Annotated in this window: 15 protein-coding genes; 12 read left to right on the top strand and 3 right to left on the bottom strand. The window is 73.7% G+C overall.

The window, feature by feature from the left end:
• The first annotated feature begins 76 nt into the window (after nt 1-76).
• The 3 genes from ACZ4VL_RS18415 (at nt 77) to ACZ4VL_RS18405 (ending at nt 3,794) form a co-directional block, all read left to right on the top strand.
• Entirely contained in the window at nt 77-628 is a 552-nt protein-coding gene (locus ACZ4VL_RS18415) for a TetR/AcrR family transcriptional regulator (RefSeq protein ID WP_468200754.1), read from the top strand.
• Entirely contained in the window at nt 625-2,184 is a 1,560-nt protein-coding gene (locus ACZ4VL_RS18410; RefSeq protein ID WP_468200752.1) for an MFS transporter, read from the top strand. The genes ACZ4VL_RS18415 and ACZ4VL_RS18410 overlap by 4 nt, the downstream gene beginning before the upstream one ends.
• Before the next feature lie 71 nt (nt 2,185-2,255).
• Complete coding sequence (locus ACZ4VL_RS18405; RefSeq protein WP_468200815.1) at nt 2,256-3,794, top strand: membrane-associated oxidoreductase; 1,539 nt, start codon at nt 2,256-2,258, stop codon at nt 3,792-3,794.
• Nucleotides 3,795-3,860: 66 nt separating this feature from the next.
• On the opposite strand, the gene ACZ4VL_RS18400 is transcribed toward ACZ4VL_RS18405, so the two are convergent.
• Nucleotides 3,861-4,490 carry a lysophospholipid acyltransferase family protein gene (locus tag ACZ4VL_RS18400; RefSeq protein ID WP_468200750.1) on the bottom strand — a complete coding sequence of 210 codons (630 nt, stop codon included), beginning with the start codon at nt 4,488-4,490 and terminating at the stop codon, nt 3,861-3,863.
• A 303-nt stretch (nt 4,491-4,793) separates the two neighbouring features.
• On the opposite strand from ACZ4VL_RS18400, the gene ACZ4VL_RS18395 reads away from it, so the two are divergent.
• The 3 genes from ACZ4VL_RS18395 to ACZ4VL_RS18385 all read left to right on the top strand — a co-directional run bounded on the left by ACZ4VL_RS18395 (nt 4,794) and on the right by ACZ4VL_RS18385 (nt 7,143).
• Nucleotides 4,794-5,990, top strand: coding sequence for a glycerophosphodiester phosphodiesterase (locus tag ACZ4VL_RS18395; RefSeq protein WP_468200747.1), 1,197 nt, complete (start codon nt 4,794-4,796; stop codon nt 5,988-5,990).
• Between the two features lie 93 nt (nt 5,991-6,083).
• Entirely contained in the window at nt 6,084-6,599 is a 516-nt protein-coding gene (locus tag ACZ4VL_RS18390; protein ID WP_404241475.1) for a sigma-70 RNA polymerase sigma factor region 4 domain-containing protein, read from the top strand.
• Between the two features lie 37 nt (nt 6,600-6,636).
• Nucleotides 6,637-7,143, top strand: coding sequence for a GNAT family N-acetyltransferase (locus ACZ4VL_RS18385; protein ID WP_468200744.1), 507 nt, complete (start codon nt 6,637-6,639; stop codon nt 7,141-7,143).
• Here ACZ4VL_RS18385 and ACZ4VL_RS18380 read toward each other — a convergent pair.
• A complete protein-coding gene (locus tag ACZ4VL_RS18380) occupies nt 7,133-7,570 on the bottom strand; it encodes a hypothetical protein (protein WP_468200741.1) in 438 nt (145 codons plus the stop codon). The genes ACZ4VL_RS18385 and ACZ4VL_RS18380 overlap by 11 nt on opposite strands.
• Nucleotides 7,563-7,931: a hypothetical protein gene (locus tag ACZ4VL_RS18375; protein ID WP_468200738.1), complete on the bottom strand. Its 369-nt coding sequence runs from the start codon at nt 7,929-7,931 to the stop codon at nt 7,563-7,565. Before ACZ4VL_RS18375 ends, ACZ4VL_RS18380 begins: the two co-directional genes overlap by 8 nt.
• 621 nt (nt 7,932-8,552) lie before the next feature.
• Between ACZ4VL_RS18375 and ACZ4VL_RS18370 the strand changes: the two genes are divergently transcribed.
• From ACZ4VL_RS18370 to cobT, 6 genes are all read left to right on the top strand, one after another.
• Nucleotides 8,553-9,659 carry a methionine ABC transporter ATP-binding protein gene (locus ACZ4VL_RS18370; RefSeq protein WP_468200736.1) on the top strand — a complete coding sequence of 369 codons (1,107 nt, stop codon included), beginning with the start codon at nt 8,553-8,555 and terminating at the stop codon, nt 9,657-9,659.
• Nucleotides 9,656-10,324, top strand: a complete 669-nt coding sequence (locus tag ACZ4VL_RS18365; RefSeq protein ID WP_468200734.1) for a methionine ABC transporter permease — start codon at nt 9,656-9,658, stop codon at nt 10,322-10,324. Before ACZ4VL_RS18370 ends, ACZ4VL_RS18365 begins: the two co-directional genes overlap by 4 nt.
• 194 nt (nt 10,325-10,518) lie before the next feature.
• Nucleotides 10,519-11,379: a MetQ/NlpA family ABC transporter substrate-binding protein gene (locus ACZ4VL_RS18360; protein WP_468200731.1), complete on the top strand. Its 861-nt coding sequence runs from the start codon at nt 10,519-10,521 to the stop codon at nt 11,377-11,379.
• A gap of 224 nt (nt 11,380-11,603) precedes the next feature.
• Nucleotides 11,604-12,278 carry a GNAT family N-acetyltransferase gene (locus ACZ4VL_RS18355; RefSeq protein WP_468200729.1) on the top strand — a complete coding sequence of 225 codons (675 nt, stop codon included), beginning with the start codon at nt 11,604-11,606 and terminating at the stop codon, nt 12,276-12,278.
• 82 nt (nt 12,279-12,360) lie between these two features.
• Nucleotides 12,361-13,563: a precorrin-6y C5,15-methyltransferase (decarboxylating) subunit CbiE gene (gene cbiE / locus ACZ4VL_RS18350; protein ID WP_468200726.1), complete on the top strand. Its 1,203-nt coding sequence runs from the start codon at nt 12,361-12,363 to the stop codon at nt 13,561-13,563.
• A 321-nt stretch (nt 13,564-13,884) separates the two neighbouring features.
• Nucleotides 13,885-17,745: a nicotinate-nucleotide--dimethylbenzimidazole phosphoribosyltransferase gene (gene cobT / locus ACZ4VL_RS18345; protein ID WP_468200724.1), complete on the top strand. Its 3,861-nt coding sequence runs from the start codon at nt 13,885-13,887 to the stop codon at nt 17,743-17,745.
• Nucleotides 17,746-17,912 lie beyond the last annotated feature (167 nt).

Genomic DNA, 17,912 nt, shown 5'->3' with positions numbered 1-17,912 from the left:
GTCTTCCGTTCCCCGGTGCCGGAGGGCACCGCATTAAAATGAGACACCAACGTCTCATTTGGTGTATCGTTGTCTCATGGCCATGGATCGTGACCAGGTGCTCCGCGACGCCGCAGCCCTGCTCTCCCGCAAGTCGACCGCCACGATGGACGAGGTCGCCCGCGCCGCCGGAATCGGCCGCGCGACCCTCCACCGGCACTTCGCCGGGCGCGACGCCCTCGTACGGGCCCTGGAGGAACTCGGCATCCGCGAGTTCGAGGACGCCTTCGACCGGGCGCGCCTCGACGAGGGCACCGCGCCGGAGGCGCTGCGTCGGCTCGTCGCCGAGAGCGAGGACAACGCCGAGCTGCTGGCCTTCCTCGTCACCGAGAACCAGCTGTTCGAAGGCGACCAGGTCAACGAGGGATGGGCCCGGCTCGACGCCCGCGTCAGCGCACTGTTCCGGCGCGGCCAGGCCGAGGGCGACATCCGGATCGACCTGAGCCCCGCCTGGCTCACCGAGGCCCTCTACGGGCTCATCGGCACCTGCGCCTGGGCCGTCATGGACGGTCGCGTGGCCTCCAAGGACTTCCAACACATGATCATCGAGCTCTTGCTCGGTGGCGCGCAACGGAGTGATAGGACATGACCGCAACCGAGCAGCTGAAGCCCCGGACGGGGGTGGAGACCGGCGCGGGCGGCAGCCGCGGGCGCTGGCTCGCGCTGGCCGTGCTGGTACTGGCCGTCCTCCTCGTCGCCGTCGACGCCACCGTCCTCGGCCTCGCCACCCCGTCCCTCTCCGAAGACCTCGAACCGTCCGGCACCCAGCTGCTCTGGATCGGCGACATCTACTCCTTCGTCATCGCCGGCCTGCTCGTCTCCATGGGCTCCCTCGGCGACCGCATCGGCCGCAAGAAGCTCCTCCTGACGGGTGCGACCGCGTTCGGCGCCGTGTCCGTCCTCACCGCCTACGCCACCAGCCCCGAGATGATGATCGTGGCCCGGGCCCTGCTCGGCGTGGCCGGCGCGACCCTCATGCCGTCCACCCTCGCGCTGATCCGGAACATCTTCACCGACCCGCGCGAGCGCAGCCTCGCCATCGGCATCTGGGGCGCCACCGCCTCCGCGGGCGCGGCCGTCGGCCCCGTCGTCGGCGGGGCGCTGCTCCAGCACTTCTACTGGGGCTCAGTCTTCCTCATCAACCTGCCCGTGATGATCGTCCTGGTCCTCGTCGGCATCAAGCTCCTGCCCGAGTCGAAGAACCCGGTCGCCGGGCCCTGGGACCTGGTCAGCGTCGCCCTCTCCCTCGTCGGCGTCATCGGCGTCGTCTACGCCGTCAAGGAAGCCGCCACCCACGGCCCCACCTGGGACGCCGGCCTCGCCGTCGTGATCGGTGCGGGCGCCCTGTACGCGTTCGTGCGCCGCCAGTTCACGCTGCCAGCGCCGCTGCTCGACATGCGGCTGTTCAAGGACCGCGGCTTCTCCGGCGCGGTCGTCGCCGACCTCCTCACCGTCTTCGGCCTCTCCGGCCTGCTGTTCTTCCTGTCCCAGTTCCTCCAGCTGGTCCAGGGCCGCGAGCCGCTGGAGGCCGGCCTCGCCGAACTGCCCGCCGCCATCGGGGCGGTCGTCACCGGACTGGTCGCGGGCCAGTGGGCCCGCCGGTTCTCCGTCCGGTCCGTCGTGGCAGGCGGCCTCGGCGCGATAGGCCTGGCCCTGGGCGCGCTCACCCTGGTCCGGCAGGACAGCGGCTACCCGCTGCTCGGCGCGTCCCTGCTCGTCGTCGGCCTCGGTGCGGGCTTCTCCTTCACCGTCACCGCCGACGTGATCCTCTCCAGCGTTCCCAAGGAGCAGGCCGGCGCCGCCTCGGCCGTCTCCGAGACCGCGTACGAGCTGGGCGCCGCCCTCGGCATCGCCCTCCTCGGATCCATCGTCACCGGCGTCTACCAGGGCTTCACCGCCCCCGCCGGGGTGCCCGTGCCGCTCGCCCACGCCGCGCACGAATCGCTGGGCGGCGCCGTCGAAACCTCCGGCGCCCTGGACCCGCAGACCGGCCACGCGCTGCTGGACTCCGCCCGGGACGCCTTCGTGGACGGCCTGCACTACGCCTCCGGCGTCAGCGCCCTGGTCCTGCTGACCACCGCCGTGGCCGCCTGGTTCCTGCTCAAGGGGCAGAAGCTGCAGGAGGGCGCCGCCGCCCACCACTGATCCGTACCCCCAATGGGTGGTGTCGTGCACGCAGTTGACACTCCGTCGGCGTGCGCGGCACCATCCCCGCGATGGAGATCAACGACCTGACCCCCGCCGAACGCCGCGTCTGGGAGGCCTTCCCGCGCGGCGAGGGCGTCGACTTCCGGGAACACCCGGACGAGGACGCCGCCGACGGCGCGGACCGGGGCCCCGAGCGGACCCTGCGCGCCGAGGTGCTCACCGCACTCCTGCTCAGCAGGAGCACCGCCGAGGGTCTGGTCTCCGGCCTCACGGTCAAGGGCGCCCGCATCACCGGCACGATCGACTGGATGTACGCGACCATCGAGCACGGCATCCGCCTCCAGGCCTGCTGGTTCGAACGCACCCCCGTCCTGTACGGGGCACAGCTCCGCGCCCTCGTCCTGTCCGACTCGGTCCTGCCCGGTCTGATGGCCGCCAACCTCCGCGTCGACCTCGTCCTCCGGCTCACCGGCTGCCGCATCACCGGACGCCTGCGCCTCCAGGGCGCGCGGATATCCGGCGGGCTCTTCCTCGAACGGGCCGTGATCGGCACCCCCGACGCCTCCGGCACCCCCGACGCCCCGGGCGATCCCGGCACCCCCGACGCCTCCGGCACCCCCGACGCCGCCGAGGCGGCGGACGGGCCCCCGCTCCAGCTCAACCATGCCGACATCGGCACCGACGTCATCGCCATGGGCCTCACCGTGCACGGCCAGACCCGCATCAACGGCGCCACCGTCAAGGGCCAGATCCAGCTCGACGACGCCCGCCTCCACGCCCCCGGCGGCATCGCCCTGCACGCGGAGACCCTCACCGTCGGCACCGACCTGCGCGCCCACCGGCTCGACGCCCGCGGCATGGTCAACCTCACCGGCTCCCGCATCCCCGGCCAGGCCTACTTCGCCCGGGCCCGATTCCACGCCCCCGGCGAGACCGCCCTGCGCGCCTCCAGCTGCACCATCGGCGAGCTCTGGCTGAACCGCTGCGAGCCGGTGCAGGGCGCGGTGAACCTGCGCCGCTCCACCCTCGACCTGCTGCACGTCGAACCCGGGACCTGGCCCGACCGGATCCGCATCGACGGCCTGACCTACCGCACCCTCGCCCCGCACCTGCCGCCCGGGGAGCGGCTGCCCGCCCTGGAGCGCGAGGAGTCCGGCTACCTGCCGTACGCCTACGAGCAGCTCGCCGCGGCCTACCGCACGACCGGCGACGAGGCCGCCGCCCGGACCGTGCAGCTCGCCAAGCTGCGCCGGCACCGGCGCACCCTGCCCCGGCACACCCGCCTGTGGGGGCTGCTCCAGGACGCCACCGTGGGCTACGGGTTCCGGCCGCTGCGCGCGGCGGGCTGGCTGCTGGCCCTGCTGCTGACGGGCTCGCTCGCGTACGGGTTGCGGCCGCCCCCGCCGCTGAAGGCGGGCGAGGCTCCCGAGTTCAACCCGGTGTTCTACACCCTCGACCTGCTGTTGCCGATCATCGGCTTCGGCCAGGAGCAGGCCTTCGCGCCCCGCGGCTGGGGCCAGTGGCTGTCGTACCTGCTGATCGTGACCGGCTGGGTGCTCGCCACGACGACCGCGGCGGGCGTCAGCCGCTCGCTCCAGCGGCAGTAGGCCGTACCGCGGCCCGGGGCCGGGCCGCGGTACGGCCCCGGGCAGGGCCCGCGGGCCGGGCGGGGGTCAGGCGGCCTTCGCCTTCGTGGCGTACATGTCCACGTACTCCTGCCCCGACAGCCGCATGACCTCGGCCATCACCGAGTCGGTGACGGCGCGCAGCACGTACCGGTCGCGGTCCATGCCCTCGTAGCGGGAGAACTCCATCGGCGCGCCGAAGCGGATGGTGACCCGGCCCGGGCGGGGCATGCCCTTGCCGCCGGGCTGGAGCTTGTCCGTGCCGACGATCGCGAACGGGACCACGGGGGCGCCGGTCATCAGGGTCAGGCGGGCGATGCCGGTGCGGCCGCGGTAGAGACGGCCGTCGGGGGAGCGGGTGCCCTCCGGGTAGATCCCGAAGATCTTGCCCTCCTCCAGGATCCGGCGGCCGGTCATCAGGGCGGCGACGCCGCCGTTGGCACCGTCCCGGTCCACGGGGATCATGCCGGCGCCGGTGAAGAACCATGCCATGGCGCGGCCCTTGATGCCCTTGCCGGTCACGTACTCGTCCTTGCCGATGAAGTGGACCGTGCGGTCGCACATCAGCGGCATGATCATGGAGTCGATGAAGGTCAGGTGGTTGCCTGCCAGGATCACCGGGCCGGAGCCGGGGATGTTCTCGATGCCCTCCACACGGGTGCGGAACATCATGCGCATGACCGGTCCGACAGTGGCCTTGATGAGCGCGGTACGGAACAACGTGAGCCCTCCGGCATCGAGAAGCGGCTTCGCACGACACGGCGGTCGTGCAGGTGAGGACGATACTCGTGGGTCAGGTGCGCTCGCACATCGGGTTCACGAGGTCGAAACCTCGTGTTGACGCACGTTCGCGCCATGTTCGGCCGGTACCCCCCTGTCCGCCACCGGCTCCTGCCTACGATCGGCAGTCCGATCCGGGCCGCCGGGCCGCCGGACCGCCGGACCGGGCGCCGGGGCCCTCAGACGACGGGAGTGGCACTCATGACGCAGGGTGGGGCAGCACGGCGCACGGTCCTGGGGGCGGCCGTCCTGGCGGCGGGCACCGGCATGGCCGGGCTCGGCACGGGAGCCGCGCAGGCGGCGGAGCCCGCCGAGCCGGGCGGGTCCGCGGATGCGGCGGCAGCCGGGCAGGCGCGCCACGGCGGCGGGTACGAGGACCTGCCCGTCCCGCTGGTCATCGGCCACCGCGGGGCCAGCGGCTACCGGCCCGAGCACACCCTCGGCTCGTACGCCCTCGCCCTCGACCTGGGCGCCGACGTGGTCGAGCAGGACCTCGTGCCCACGCGCGACGGCCACCTGGTGTGCCGTCACGAGAACGAGATCGGCGGCACCACGGACGTCGCCGACCACCCCGAGTTCGCCTCCCGGCGGACCACCAAGACCGTCGACGGGGTCGCCGTCACCGGCTGGTTCACCGAGGACTTCACCCTCGCCGAGCTGAAGACCCTCCGCGCCAAGGAGCGCATCCCCGCCCTGCGCCAGCGGGGCACCCTCTACGACGGCCGCTGGGACGTGCCCACCTTCGAGGAGGTGCTGCGCTGGGCCGACCGGGAGGGCAGGCGCCGCGGCAGGCGCGTCTGGCTGCACGTCGAGACCAAGCACCCCAGCTACTTCCGCTCCCTCGGCCTCGGCCTGGAGGAGCCGCTCGCCCGGCTCCTGCGCCGCTACGGCCGCGACGGCCGGGGCGCCCCGGTGTTCCTGCAGTCCTTCGAACCGTCCAGCATCCAGCGCCTCGGCCGGCTGGTGTCGGCGCCGCGCGTGGTCCTGCTCGGGGCCGCGAACACCCGCCCCTGGGACTTCGAACAGGCCAAGGACCCCCGTACGGTCGCGGACCTGGTCAAGCCCGAGGGGCTGAAGTGGATCGCCCGCTTCGCCCAGGGCATCGGCCCCACCCTGGACCTGATCCTGCCCCGCGACGCGGCCGGCCGGCTCGGCACCCCGACCACCCTGGTCAAGGACGCCCACGCGCAGGGCCTGGTGCTGCACCCCTACACCGCGCGCAACGAGAACAACTTCCTGCCCGCCGAGTACCGCAAGGGCACCGACCCGGCCGCGTACGGCGACGCCTTCGGCGCCTTCCGGACCTACTTCGAGCAGGGCATCGACGGCATCTTCACCGACAACCCGGACACCGGGCTGCTCGCGGCGGAGGCCTTCCGCCCCGGCCGCGGCCGCTAGCCGCAGGCGTCGACCAACAACCGGAACACCGCCTTCGGGTGAGCTGTGCCGGGCGGGGAAACCGCCCGGCACGCCCCGCGCGTCCCGCCCGGCATGGACCTGCTGAAGGACTCCGATCTGCTGAACGAACTGGGCCCGCTGCTCTCCGCCGAGGCGGCCGCAGAAGCCCCGGGCACCGGCGTGGACGCGGCCGACCTGGAACAGGCCGTCTGGGTCAGGCTGCTGGAACACGGCCCCGCTCCCGCCGAGCCGGCCCGCTGGCTGCGCCGGGCCGTGCGCGCCGAGGCCCGCGTCGCCCGGCGGCGCGCCCGCCGGGAGATCCCGTACGGCTGCCGCCCCGGGAACGCCGGCGCCGCACCCGAAGAGGCCCTGCTGCACCGGGAGGAGAAGCGGGCCCTCCGATCGGCGGTCGCCCGATTGCCCGGGCGCTGTCCGGAGCTGATGCAGGCACTTCTCTCGCCCAGAGACTTGACATACCGTGAAATCGCAGGGGAGTTGGGTATCTCACAAGGAAGTTTGGGGCCGGTCCGTTCCCGCTGCCTGGGATGTCTGCGCAGAATGCTCGCGGCGGAGGTTGCGGCTCCTCGCCTTCGGGGAAGGGAGCGGTAGACCAACGGGCTACCAGGTGAGCAGGAGGCGTGCGCATATGGGCATGAGCGTGACCATTTCGGCGGCGGTGGACGAGGACGGCGAGCAGATCCTCAAACTCCAGTACCTGGCCTTCCAGCGCGAGGCCGAGCTGTACGGCAACTACCGCATCCAGCCGCTCACCCAGTCCCTGGACTCCCTCAGGACGGAGCTCGCGTCCGGCACCGTGCTCGTCGCCCGGCTCGGCGACGAGGTGGTCGGAGCCGTGCGCGGCAGCATCGACGAGGAGGGCACCGGCCGGATCGCCAAGCTCTGCGTGCACCCCCGCATGCAGGGCCACGGCCTCGGCGCCCGGCTGCTGCGCGCCGTCGAGGAGGCCCTCGCGGCCCGCGACGGGGCCCCGGCCCGCTTCCGGCTGCACACCGGCCACAAGAGCGAGTCCAACCTGCGCCTCTACCACAACGCCGGCTACGTACAGGTCGGCGGACGCACCGCCAGCGACGGCGTGCAGCTGCTGATCCTGGAGAAGGACGCGGGCGCCGCCGACTTCGCGGTCAGCGCCTGACGCGCAGCCAGAGCATCCCGGTGACCGGCAGGACCACCGGGATGAACAGGTACCCCATCCCGAACTGCGACCACACGGTGGAGTCGGGGAAGGCCTCGGGGCGCACCAGCGTCCACGTCCCCACGACCAGCACGCCGGCGAGCTCGGCGGCGCAGCACAGTCGCGCCGCCCTGCGGGCGGTCTCCCCGCCGCGCACCAGCGAGTACGTGATGAAGCAGTAGACCAGGGCGGCCAGACCGGTCAGCGTGTACGGCAGCGGCGCCCGGTCGAACTCGGTGGAGATCTGGTAGACGGAGCGCGAGACCGCGCCGACCGTGATCACGCCGTAGACCCAGACCAGCAGCAGCCCCGGTCCGGAGACCAGCCGCTTGCGCGCCGCGGGGGCGCCGCCGTCGGCCGGCCCGGTGGTCGTGTCGGTGTCAGGCACCGGGGGTCCCCCAGATGTCGTAGAGCCGTACTTCGAGCACGGCGAGGACGACCGCGCCGGCGGCCACCGTCACCGAACCCCATTTGGTCCGCTCGGTCAGCGAGAGCAGCCCTGCGGCCGGGACCGCGGCGAAGGCGCCCAGCAGATAGGCCACGAAGATCACCGAGCCCTCGTCGGGCTTCCCGCCCGAGGCCAGCATGACCACGCCGACCACCAGCTGGGCGAGGGCCAGCAGGCTCACCACGCCCATGCCGATGAAGTGCCAGTCCTTGGTCGGCTGGTCCCGCAGCGCGGCGAAGCCGCACCAGGCGGCGAGGGCGAGGGCGGCCGCGCCGAGGGCGACCGTCAGGGCGTCGAGCATGCAGGGAGCGTATTACGGGCCGCCCGGGGCACTGCGCCCGCCCCCGTGCCCCCCCGTGCCCGCCCCCGTGCCCCGCACCCGGCCCCCGCCCGTCCCCGGCAGTGGTCTTGACCACAGGGCGGCCCGCCGGCGGGCCCGGCGCGGGTCCTGCCGCGGGTCCGGGACGCCGAGGATCCGTGCAGGTCAGCGGGTCGGAGCGGTGCGTCGGGCAGGGGCTGGGATGTACCGGCCCGTCCGGTATGCGGCCGAATAATGTCCGCTATGCGGACAGTTTTGATCGCAGAAGGGGCATGTCTGCTTTACTGGGGCCCATGACCACGACGAGCAGCCGCACCCTTGCGACCGAGGCGACGATGACGCCCGGTGCTCGTTGTATGTGTCGAATGTGCGCCTTCTGAGGGCCCCTCTCCTCCCGTCTCGCGCCCCGAAGCGAGACCGGCCGAGCCCGTCCGGCCCGCCGCTGCACCGCAGCGGCAGGAAACGGAACGGATAGCTCCCGCCCCGCGCATGCGTGGAAACCGCCGAAAACTTCCGGTTCGACCCGTATCGCGTCCCCAGATGTTTGCCCCGTGCCCGGCCGGCACCAGCCTGCGCCGCGCACTCGACAGCGACGGAATTCCTGTGATCACCACATCGGGCCTCACCAAGGTCTACCAGTCCCGCGGCCGCGAGGTCACCGCCCTCGACGGCGTCGACCTCCACGTCCGCGAGGGCGAGGTCTTCGGAGTCATCGGCCAGAGCGGAGCCGGCAAGTCCTCCCTCATCCGCTGCGTCAACCTGCTGGAGCGCCCCACCTCGGGCACCGTGACCGTGGACGGGGTCGACCTCACGGCCCTGGCCGGCCGCGGCCGCCGCGCCGGCCGCGAGCTGCGCGAGGCCCGCAGCCGCATCGGCATGGTCTTCCAGCACTTCAACCTGCTGTCCTCGCGCACCGTCCAGGCCAACATCGAGCTCCCCCTGGAGATCCTCGGCCACCCCCGCGGCGAACGTTCCCGCAAGGCCCTCGAACTCCTCGACCTCGTCGGCCTCGCCGACAAGGCCAAGGCCTACCCCGGCCAGCTCTCCGGCGGCCAGAAGCAGCGCGTCGGCATCGCCCGCGCCCTCGCCGGCGACCCCAAGGTGCTCCTCTCCGACGAGGCCACCAGCGCCCTGGACCCCGAGACCACCCGCTCCATCCTCCAGCTGCTGCGCGACCTCAACCGCCAGCTCGGCCTGACCGTCCTGCTCATCACGCACGAGATGGACGTCGTCAAGACGATCTGCGACTCCGCCGCCCTCATGAAGCGGGGCCGGGTCGTCGAGACCGGCACCGTCGCCGAACTGCTCGCCACCCCCGGCTCCGAACTCGCCGCCGAACTCTTCCCGGTCAGCGGCGAGGCCACCGGCCCGGACCGCACCGTCGTCGACGTCACCTTCCACGGCGAGTCCGCGACCCAGCCGGTCATCTCCCAGCTGTCGCGCACCTACAACATCGACATCTCGATCCTCGGCGCCGCCATGGACACCGTCGCCGGCCGCCAGATCGGTCGCATGCGCATCGAACTCCCGGGCCGGTACGAGGACAACGTCGTCCCGGTGGGCTTCCTGCGCGAGCAGGGCCTCCAGATCGAGGTCGTCGACGACGCCGACACCCCCGTGGCCGCAGCCGCGGCCGCCGAAGACGCAGCCGCCGAAGACACAGACGTAGACGCCGAGCTCGCCCAGCTCGTCAAGGATGGTGCCCAGTGACCTGGTCCGAGATGCAGCCCCTGCTCACCCAGGGCACGTACGACACCCTCTACATGGTCCTGTGGTCCACCCTGGTCACCGTCCTCGGCGGACTGCCCCTCGGGATCCTCCTCGTCCTCACGGACAAGGGCGGCCTCCTGCAGAACCAGCCGCTCAACAAGGCCATCGGCGTGATCGTGAACATCGGCCGCTCGCTGCCGTTCATCATCCTGCTGATCGCCCTGATCCCGGTCACCACCGCCGTCGTCGGCACCTTCATCGGCCCCACCGCGATGATCGTCCCGCTCGCCATCGGCGCCGTCCCCTTCTTCGCCCGCCTCGTCGAGACGGCCGTCCGCGAGGTGGACCACGGTCTCGTCGAAGCCGTCGAGTCCATGGGCGGCGGCATCCCCACCATCGTCGGCAAGGTGCTCCTCCCGCAGGCCCTGCCCTCGCTGGTGGCCGGCGTCACCACCACCCTGATCACCCTCGTCGGCTACTCCGCCATGGCCGGCGCGGTCGGCGGCGAGGGCCTCGGCTCCAAGGCCGTCACCTACGGCTTCCAGCGCTTCGAGACCGGATTCATGATCGCCACCGTCGTGATCCTGATCGCCGTCGTCACGGTGATCCAGCTCGCCGGTGACGTCCTGGTCCGCCTCCTCGCCCGCCGGGGCCGCACGGCCTGACCGCCCGGCCGCCACCCGGGGACCCGCCACCCCCCACTCCCACGCGGCCCCCACGGCCCTCACGGCCCCCACGCCCCCCACCCCTCACCCCCACGACCCCCCACCCCACAGAGCCCGCACTTGTCGTGCTTGGGCCACCACCCGCAAGACCCGCGCACCCCCTGCGCACTTGCACCACATGAAAGGCACTCTTCGTGCGTAAGAACACCAAGCTCACCGCCATCGCCGCCGCCTCCGCCGCGCTCGCCCTCGGCCTCACCGCCTGCGGCAGCTCCTCGGACCCCTCCTCCGCGAGCGGCGACGGCAAGGCCGACGAGACCAAGCCCCTCGTCGTCGCGGCCTCCCCGAGCCCGCACGCCGACATCCTGAACTTCGTCAAGGACAAGCTCGCGGCCAAGGAAGGCCTCAAGCTGGAGGTCAAGGAGTTCACGGACTACGTCCTGCCCAACACCGCCACCGAGCAGGGCCAGGTCGGCGCCAACTACTTCCAGCACAAGCCGTACCTCGACGACTTCAACAAGAAGAACGGCACCCACATCGTGCCCGTCGTGAACGTGCACCTGGAGCCCCTCGGCCTCTACTCCAAGAAGGTCAAGGCCCTCGCCGACCTCAAGCCCGGCCAGACCGTCGCCGTCCCCAACGACACCACCAACGAGGGCCGCGCCCTCCAGCTCCTCGCCGCGAACAACCTGATCACCCTCAAGGAAGGCGTCGGCACCAGCGCCAAGCTGTCCGACATCACCGACAAGAAGGGCCTGGAGTTCAAGGAGCTGGAGGCCGCCACCGTCCCGCGCGCCCTGAACGACGTCGACGCCGCCGTCATCAACGGCAACTACGCCCTCGAAGCCAAGCTCTCGCCCGCCAAGGACGCCCTGGCCCTGGAGAAGGCCGAGGGCAACCCGTACGCCAACTTCCTCGCGGTCAAGGCCGGCAACGAGAAGGACCCGCGGATCGAGAAGCTCGCCCGCCTCCTCGGCTCCCCCGAGGTCAAGAAGTTCATCGAGGACAAGTACCAGGGCTCGGTCGTCCCCGCCGCCGGCACCCCGACCTCCTGACCCGCGGTACCCACCGCACCCGGCGCGCCCCGCGCCACCAGTGCACACGGCCCCGCACGCCCTCCCCGGCGCGCGGGGCCGCGGCCTGCCCGCTTCCGGGCAGGGGCGGCCATGCACATCCGTCGGGCGATGCTGCATGCTGTGGCTGAACGGCCCGCACGACGGCGCCCCGCACACTCGGTCCCGCACCACGGTCGCCCCACCTCTCAGGCATGGAGCTGCGCATGACTACCACCTTCCCGGACGTCACCATCAGCACGGACCGGCTGGTGCTGCGCCCCTTCGAACTGGAAGACGTCACCGCGCTCGCCGAGATGATGAACGACGAGCAGGTCACCGCCTGGACCTCCCTGCCCCACCCCTACACCCACGCCGACGCCCACGCCTGGGCCACCCGCCACTCCCACACCGAGCGCACCGAAGGCCGCGGCATCGCCTTCGCCGTCTCCGAGTTCCTCACCCAGCGCCTCGTCGGCAGCGTGCACCTGAAGAACACCGACTGGCGCACCCGCACCACCGAGGTCGGCTACGTCACCGCCCCCTGGGCCCGCGGCGAGGGCTACGCCAGCGAATCGGTACTCGCCGTCGCCCAATGGCTCTTCCACGACCAGCGCTTCGAACGCCTCGAAATCCGCACCGCCGCCGACAACACCGCCTCCCAGCAGGTCGCCCAGAAGATCGGCTGCATCAGCGAGGGCGTCCTGCGCAACGCGTGGATAGTGCGCGCCCAGAACACCGACGGCACCTGGGCCGGCACCCGCACCGACCTCATCGTCTGGAGCCTCCTCCCCGAGGACCTGGAGGACGCCGACGACTACGCCGGCCAGGAGGGCTACGGACACGCCGTCGTGCACCGGGCCGACGCAGGCGGCCACCGCGTCTGCGCCGACTGGAACTGAACCGCCGGCCGGGTACTCTCGACCTGCCCGTCCCCCCGACGACACTTCGCCCGCCCCCCACCGCAGCAGGAGACAGACGACGATGGCCGACCGGGTCACGGTGATCGGCTGGGACGGCTCCCCCCTGACCGCGGCCGCCCGGTCCGCGCTCTCCGCCGCCACCCTCGTGGCCGGCGCCGCCCACCACCTCGCACTCCCCGAGGTCCCGCCCGCCGCCGAACGGATCCGCCTCGGCAGCCTCGACCTCGCCGCCCGCCGCATCGCCCGCCACCGCGGCAGCGCCGTCGTCTTCGCCGACGGCGACCCCGGCTTCTTCGGCGCCGTCCGCACCCTGCGCGCCCCCGAGCACGGACTCGAGGTCGAAGTCGTCCCCGCCGTCTCGTCGGTCGCCGCCGCCTTCGCCCGCGCCGGCATGCCCTGGGACGACGCCCAGGTCGTCGTCGCCCACCCGCGCACCCTGCGCCGCGCCGTCAACGTCTGCCGCGCCCACGGCAAGGTCGCCGTCCTCACCTCGCCCGGCGCCGGCCCCGCCGAACTCGCCCTGCTCCTCGGCCCCGTCCACCGCACCTTCGTCATCTGCGAGGAACTCGGCACCGACCGCGAACAGGTCACCGTCGTCACCTCCGACAAGGCCCCCGACCACACCTGGCGCAACCCCAACGTCGTCATCGTCATCGGCGGCCGCACCATCGCCGCTGACCCGCCCTGGCTGCTCGGCCTGAACCCCGCCCGCACCACCGAACGCGGCTGGGCCCACCCCCTGCCCCACGCCACCGAAGGGGAATCCGCCCCGCTGCGCGCCGCCCAGCTCGCCCGGCTCGGCCCGCGCACCGGCGACCTCGTCTGGGACATCGGCTCCGGCTCCGGCGCTTTCGCCGTGGAAGCCGCCGCCTTCGGCGCCGCCGTCATCGCCGTCGACGCCGACCCGCGCGCCTGCGAACGCGCCGGCGCAGCCGCCCGCGCCCGCGCCGTACAGCTCCAAGTCGTCGCCGGACGCGCCCCCCACGTCCTGGAGGACCTCCCCGAACCGGACGTCGTCCGCGTCGGCGGCGGGGGAGCCGCGGTCGTCGCGGCCGTCGCAGACCGGCGCCCCGAGCGGATCGTCAGCCACGCCTCCACCCGCGACGAAGCGGAAGCCATCGGACGCGTCCTGGCCGAGGGCGGCTACACCGTCGAATGCGCCCTGCTGCAGTCCGTCGGGCTGGACACCCGCTCCTGGAGCGAACAGGACCGTACCGTCGTGTTCCTCCTGGCAGCCGAGCGCCCGGTGAACCGCCAGGCCTGAGCCCGCGGTAGGCTGGCCGATCGTCGTACTGCCCTGGTACTGCCCTGGTACGTCTCGGGTAGGTGCCTGGAACGTCCCGGGTACGTCCCCGGAACGTCTCGGGCACGTCCTGGGGCGGCGGCACGACAAGACGCGCGACGTGGCGCAGTCCACAGCAGACCATGGCGGTAATGGCCGCCATGGTGGCGAACGGGCGCGACAATGCTTACTGGTTGTCGCACGGGGCGTACGCACGACGCACGCGTCCCACGGCAACTCCGCTCGTTGGGTCATGTGGGCGCCGGGCGATCGAAGAGGCAACACGATGGGCGAGGGGTACGCATGACTGACACCGGCCAGGTACCGGGCGAGGGGCTCCCGGACAACGCGGGCAACGCGGGCATGGTGGATCAGCAGGGCATTCCCGCTGCGGTCCCGCACCCGGGCTCCGTCCCCGCTCCCGTCCCGGGGGGCTACGCCTTCCAGGACCTCGTGGACAACCCGGCCGAGCCGGAGGACGAGGAACTGCTGCTGATGCCGAGCGGACACGGCCAGGGCGGAGCCTGGAGCGACCCGCAGATCGTCCCGCCGGCGCCCGCCTACCCCGTCGAAACCTCGTACGGCGACGCGCCCTACGCCGAGTACGCCGACTACGCCGACCCCCAGGCACAGGCCATGGCCCAGGCCCAGGCGCAGGCCATGGCGCAGACCGGCTACGTGGACCCCGGCCACACCGCCCCCGGCTTCCCCGACCCGGGCCAGCCCGCCCCCGGCTTCCCCGACCCGGCCGCCGGCGAGGCCGCGTACAGCCTCGGCGCCCACGAGGCCGGCGGCCGCGACTCCGGCGCCCTGAACCTCGGCGGCCTCGTGCCGCCGCCCACGGGCGCCCCGGCCTCCCCGCTGGGCCCCGTCCCCCCGGTCGCGCCCGCGGCCCACGCCCGCCGGCCGCTGCACATGGGTCCGCCCGTCCCCGAAGCCACCAACGGCGCCGGCATCGTCCGCTCCCTCGCCGACCGCGGGCCGGCCGCCCCGATGGCTCCCATGCCCCAGACGGCGCCGATGCAGGCCGCCCCCGGCGCCCCGGTCGCCACCGCCACGCCCCCGGCCGGCACGCCCGTGACCCCGGTGCCGACGCCGATGCCCACGTCGCAGCCGATGCCGGTGCCGATGGCCCAGGCCGGGCCGCCGACCCTCGGTCCCGAGTACCTCGACGTGCCGCGCGCGGAAGGCGGCGTACCCGCCGGGCCGCAGCTCGGCGAGATCCCGCCGCAGGCCGGCGCCCCGTGGGCGGCCGAGCAGGCCCCCGCGACGCCGCAGCCGGTCGCCGCCGCCGAGGCCGTCGTTCCCGCCCAGGCCGGCCAGTCCGCGCCCCAGACCGACCAGCCGGAACAGCCCGTCCAGGCCGCTCAGCCCGTTCCGCCTGTTCAGCCCGTTCCGCCTGTTCAGGGCGAGCCCCAGCTGGCCCAGGCCGTAGAGAACGGTCAGGTTGCCGCGGGCGACGGCCAGCCGGTCGAAGCCGCCGGTCAGTCTGTTGCCGCCGACGGCCAGCCCGTCGAGGCCGGTCAGCCTGTGGCCGCCGACCAGCCCGTTGTTGCCGCCCAGCCCGTCGATCCCGCTCAGTCCGGTCAGCCCGTGGTCGCCGCCGGGCCCGAGCAGGCGGCCGCCGCCGACGCGGCTCCGGCCCAGCCCGAGCAGCCGCAGCCCGTACCCGCGGAGCAGCCGCAGCCCGCCGCCGCGGCGGAGCCGGCCCCTGCCGCTGTCCCTGCCCCCGCTGACGACGTCGCCGTCGCGGCCGCGCCGCAGACCCCCGCTGCCGAGGCGGTCGCCGCGCCCGCGCCGGAAGCCGTACCGGCGGCCGAGGCCACCGTCGTGCCCGCGCCGGAGCAGGCAGCCGCCCCCGAGGCCGTCGAGGTGCCGGTGGCCCCCGAGGCCGTCGAGAGCCCCGAGGCCCCGCAGGCGCCCCAGGCCGAGCCGCAGCCGCAGTCGCAGGCCGAGCCCGTCGCCGCGGCCGAGCAGCCCGGGGCCGAGGTCCCGGTCGCGGCCCCGGCGGGGCCCGCCGAGGCCGCCCCCGCCGACGCAGCCCCCGCCCAGCCCGCGGACGCCGTGCAGCCCGCCGCCGCCGAAGCCGTCGTGGTGGCGGCCGATGCTGCCGCTGGTGCGGAGCCCGCCGCCCCCGTCCAGGCCGAAGCAGCGGCGCAGCCCGAGCCCGTGGCCGTTCCCGCGCCCGAGGAGGGCGTGACCCAGCAGGCCGGAGCCGAGCCCGTCGCCGCTGCTGCGGACGCGGATGCGGCTGCGACCGATGCGGCTGCGGCCGAGGAGCCGGCCGCAGCCCCCGCCGAGGGTTCGGGCGACGAGGCCGCGGCGGTCGAGCAGTCCGCCGCTGCCGAGCCCGCCGCCGAGGGGCAGGCCACTGACGAGCAGGCCGCCGAGGAGCAGGCCGCCGAGGACGGGCTCGTTGAGCCGTCCCCGGGCGAGGCAGCCCCCGGCTATGCCGACGCCGAGCGCGAGGCCGTGCTGCGCGTCATGCGCGAGCGCCGCGACATCCGCAACGGCTTCCGCACCGACCCGATCCCGCACGAGGTGCTGCTGCGCGTCCTCGAAGCCGCCCACCACGCGCCCAGCGTCGGCCACTCCCAGCCCTGGGACTTCGTCGTCATCCGCTCCGCCGAGACCCGCCGGGCGATGCACGAACTCGCCCAGCGCCAGCGCGAGGCCTACGCGAAGTCGCTGCCCAAGGGCCGGGCGAAGCAGTTCAAGGAACTGAAGATCGAGGCCATCCTCGACACCCCGGTCAACATCGTCGTCACCGCCGACCCCACCCGCGGCGGCCGCCACACCCTCGGCCGGCACACCCAGCCGCAGATGGCCCCGTACTCCTCCGCCCTCGCCGTCGAGAACCTCTGGCTCGCCGCGCGCGCCGAAGGCCTCGGCGTCGGCTGGGTCAGCTTCTTCGACGAGCGCGAGATGGTGCGCGAGCTCGGCCTCCCCGAGCACCTCGAAGTCGTCGCCTACCTGTGCGTCGGCTACGTCGACGAGTTCCCGGACGAGCCCGAACTGGCGCAGGCCGGCTGGTCGCAGCGCCGGCCGCTGGCGTGGGTCGTGCACGAGGAGACGTACGGGCGCCGCGCGCTGCCCGGCGAGGAACCGCACGACCTGCTCTCCGAGACCGTCGCCAGCATCCGCCCGCTCGACGCGAAGGCGCTGGGCGAGGCCTGGGAGCGCCAGAAGCGCATGACGAAGCCCGCCGGCGCCCTCGGCATGCTGGAGATCATCTCGGCGCAGCTGGCCGGCCTGTCCCGGGTCTGCCCGCCGCCGATCCCGGAGCCCGCGGCCGTCGCGATCTTCGCGGGCGACCACGGCGTCCACGCCCAGGGAGTCACCCCCTGGCCCCAGGAGGTCACCACGCAGATGGTGGCCAACTTCCTGGGCGGCGGCGCGGTCTGCAACGCGTTCGCCAACCAGGTCGGCGCCGAGGTCTGCGTGATCGACGTCGGCGTCGCCGGCGAGCTGCCGCCCACCACCGGCCTGCTGCCCCGCAAGGTCCGCCCCGGCACCGCCGACCTCACGGCCGGCCCGGCCATGACCCGCGAGGAAGCGGTCGCGGCCATCGAGGTCGGCATCGAGACGGCCCGCGACCTCGTCGCCGCCGGCAACAAGGCCCTGCTGACCGGCGAGATGGGCATCGCGAACACCACGGTCTCCGCCGCCCTGATCTCCGTGTTCACCGGCACCGACCCGTCGGAGGTGACGGGCCGCGGCACCGGCATCAACGACGAGACGCACGCCCGCAAGGTCGACGTGGTCCGGCGCGCCCTCGAACTCCACCAGCCCGACCCGGCGGACCCGATCGGCGTCCTCTCGGCCATCGGCGGCCTGGAGCACGCGGCGATCGTCGGCATGATCCTCGGCGGTGCGTCGCTGCGCACGCCGGTGATCCTCGACGGCGTCAGCGCCGGCGCGGCCGCCCTGGTGGCCCGGGCCATCGCCCCCGAGTCCCTCTCGGCGTGCATCGCCGGCCACCGCAGCGCGGAGCCCGGACACGTCGCCGCCCTGAACAAGCTCGGCCTGCGCCCGCTGGTCGACCTGGACCTCCGCCTCGGCGAGGGCACGGGCGCGCTGCTCGCCCTCCCGCTGGTCCAGAGCGCGGCCCGCGCGATGCACGAGGTCGCCACGTTCGACTCGGCGGGCGTCACGGAGAAGTAGCCGGGCCTGGCGGCTGCACCCGCAGCGGCCAGGCCCACGGCCCCTTCCACAGCCGCCGTCCCGGCCCGTCGGCCGTCCCGGCCCGTCGGCCGTCCCGGCCCGTCGGCCGTCCCGGCCCGTCGGCCGTCCCGGCCCGTCGGCCGTCCCGGCCCGTCGGCCGTCCCGGT

The sequence above is a fragment of the Streptomyces sp. NPDC029014 genome (assembly GCF_055564695.1).
Note: the sequence above shows the minus strand (reverse complement) of the source record. Positions and strands in the feature narration are given on the sequence as shown.

Bases quoted from the DNA above. Each gene is read 5' to 3' on its own strand.
- ACZ4VL_RS18415 (WP_468200754.1), top strand. From the start codon at position 77: ATGGCCATGGATCGTGACCAGGTGCTCCGCGACGCCGCAGCCCTGCTC.
- ACZ4VL_RS18410 (WP_468200752.1), top strand. From the start codon at position 625: ATGACCGCAACCGAGCAGCTGAAGCCCCGGACGGGGGTGGAGACCGGC.
- ACZ4VL_RS18405 (WP_468200815.1), top strand. From the start codon at position 2,256: ATGGAGATCAACGACCTGACCCCCGCCGAACGCCGCGTCTGGGAGGCC.
- ACZ4VL_RS18400 (WP_468200750.1), bottom strand. From the start codon at position 4,490: ATGCGCATGATGTTCCGCACCCGTGTGGAGGGCATCGAGAACATCCCC.
- ACZ4VL_RS18395 (WP_468200747.1), top strand. From the start codon at position 4,794: ATGACGCAGGGTGGGGCAGCACGGCGCACGGTCCTGGGGGCGGCCGTC.
- ACZ4VL_RS18390 (WP_404241475.1), top strand. From the start codon at position 6,084: ATGGACCTGCTGAAGGACTCCGATCTGCTGAACGAACTGGGCCCGCTG.
- ACZ4VL_RS18385 (WP_468200744.1), top strand. From the start codon at position 6,637: ATGGGCATGAGCGTGACCATTTCGGCGGCGGTGGACGAGGACGGCGAG.
- ACZ4VL_RS18375 (WP_468200738.1), bottom strand. From the start codon at position 7,931: ATGCTCGACGCCCTGACGGTCGCCCTCGGCGCGGCCGCCCTCGCCCTC.
- ACZ4VL_RS18355 (WP_468200729.1), top strand. From the start codon at position 11,604: ATGACTACCACCTTCCCGGACGTCACCATCAGCACGGACCGGCTGGTG.
- cbiE (WP_468200726.1), top strand. From the start codon at position 12,361: ATGGCCGACCGGGTCACGGTGATCGGCTGGGACGGCTCCCCCCTGACC.
- cobT (WP_468200724.1), top strand. From the start codon at position 13,885: ATGACTGACACCGGCCAGGTACCGGGCGAGGGGCTCCCGGACAACGCG.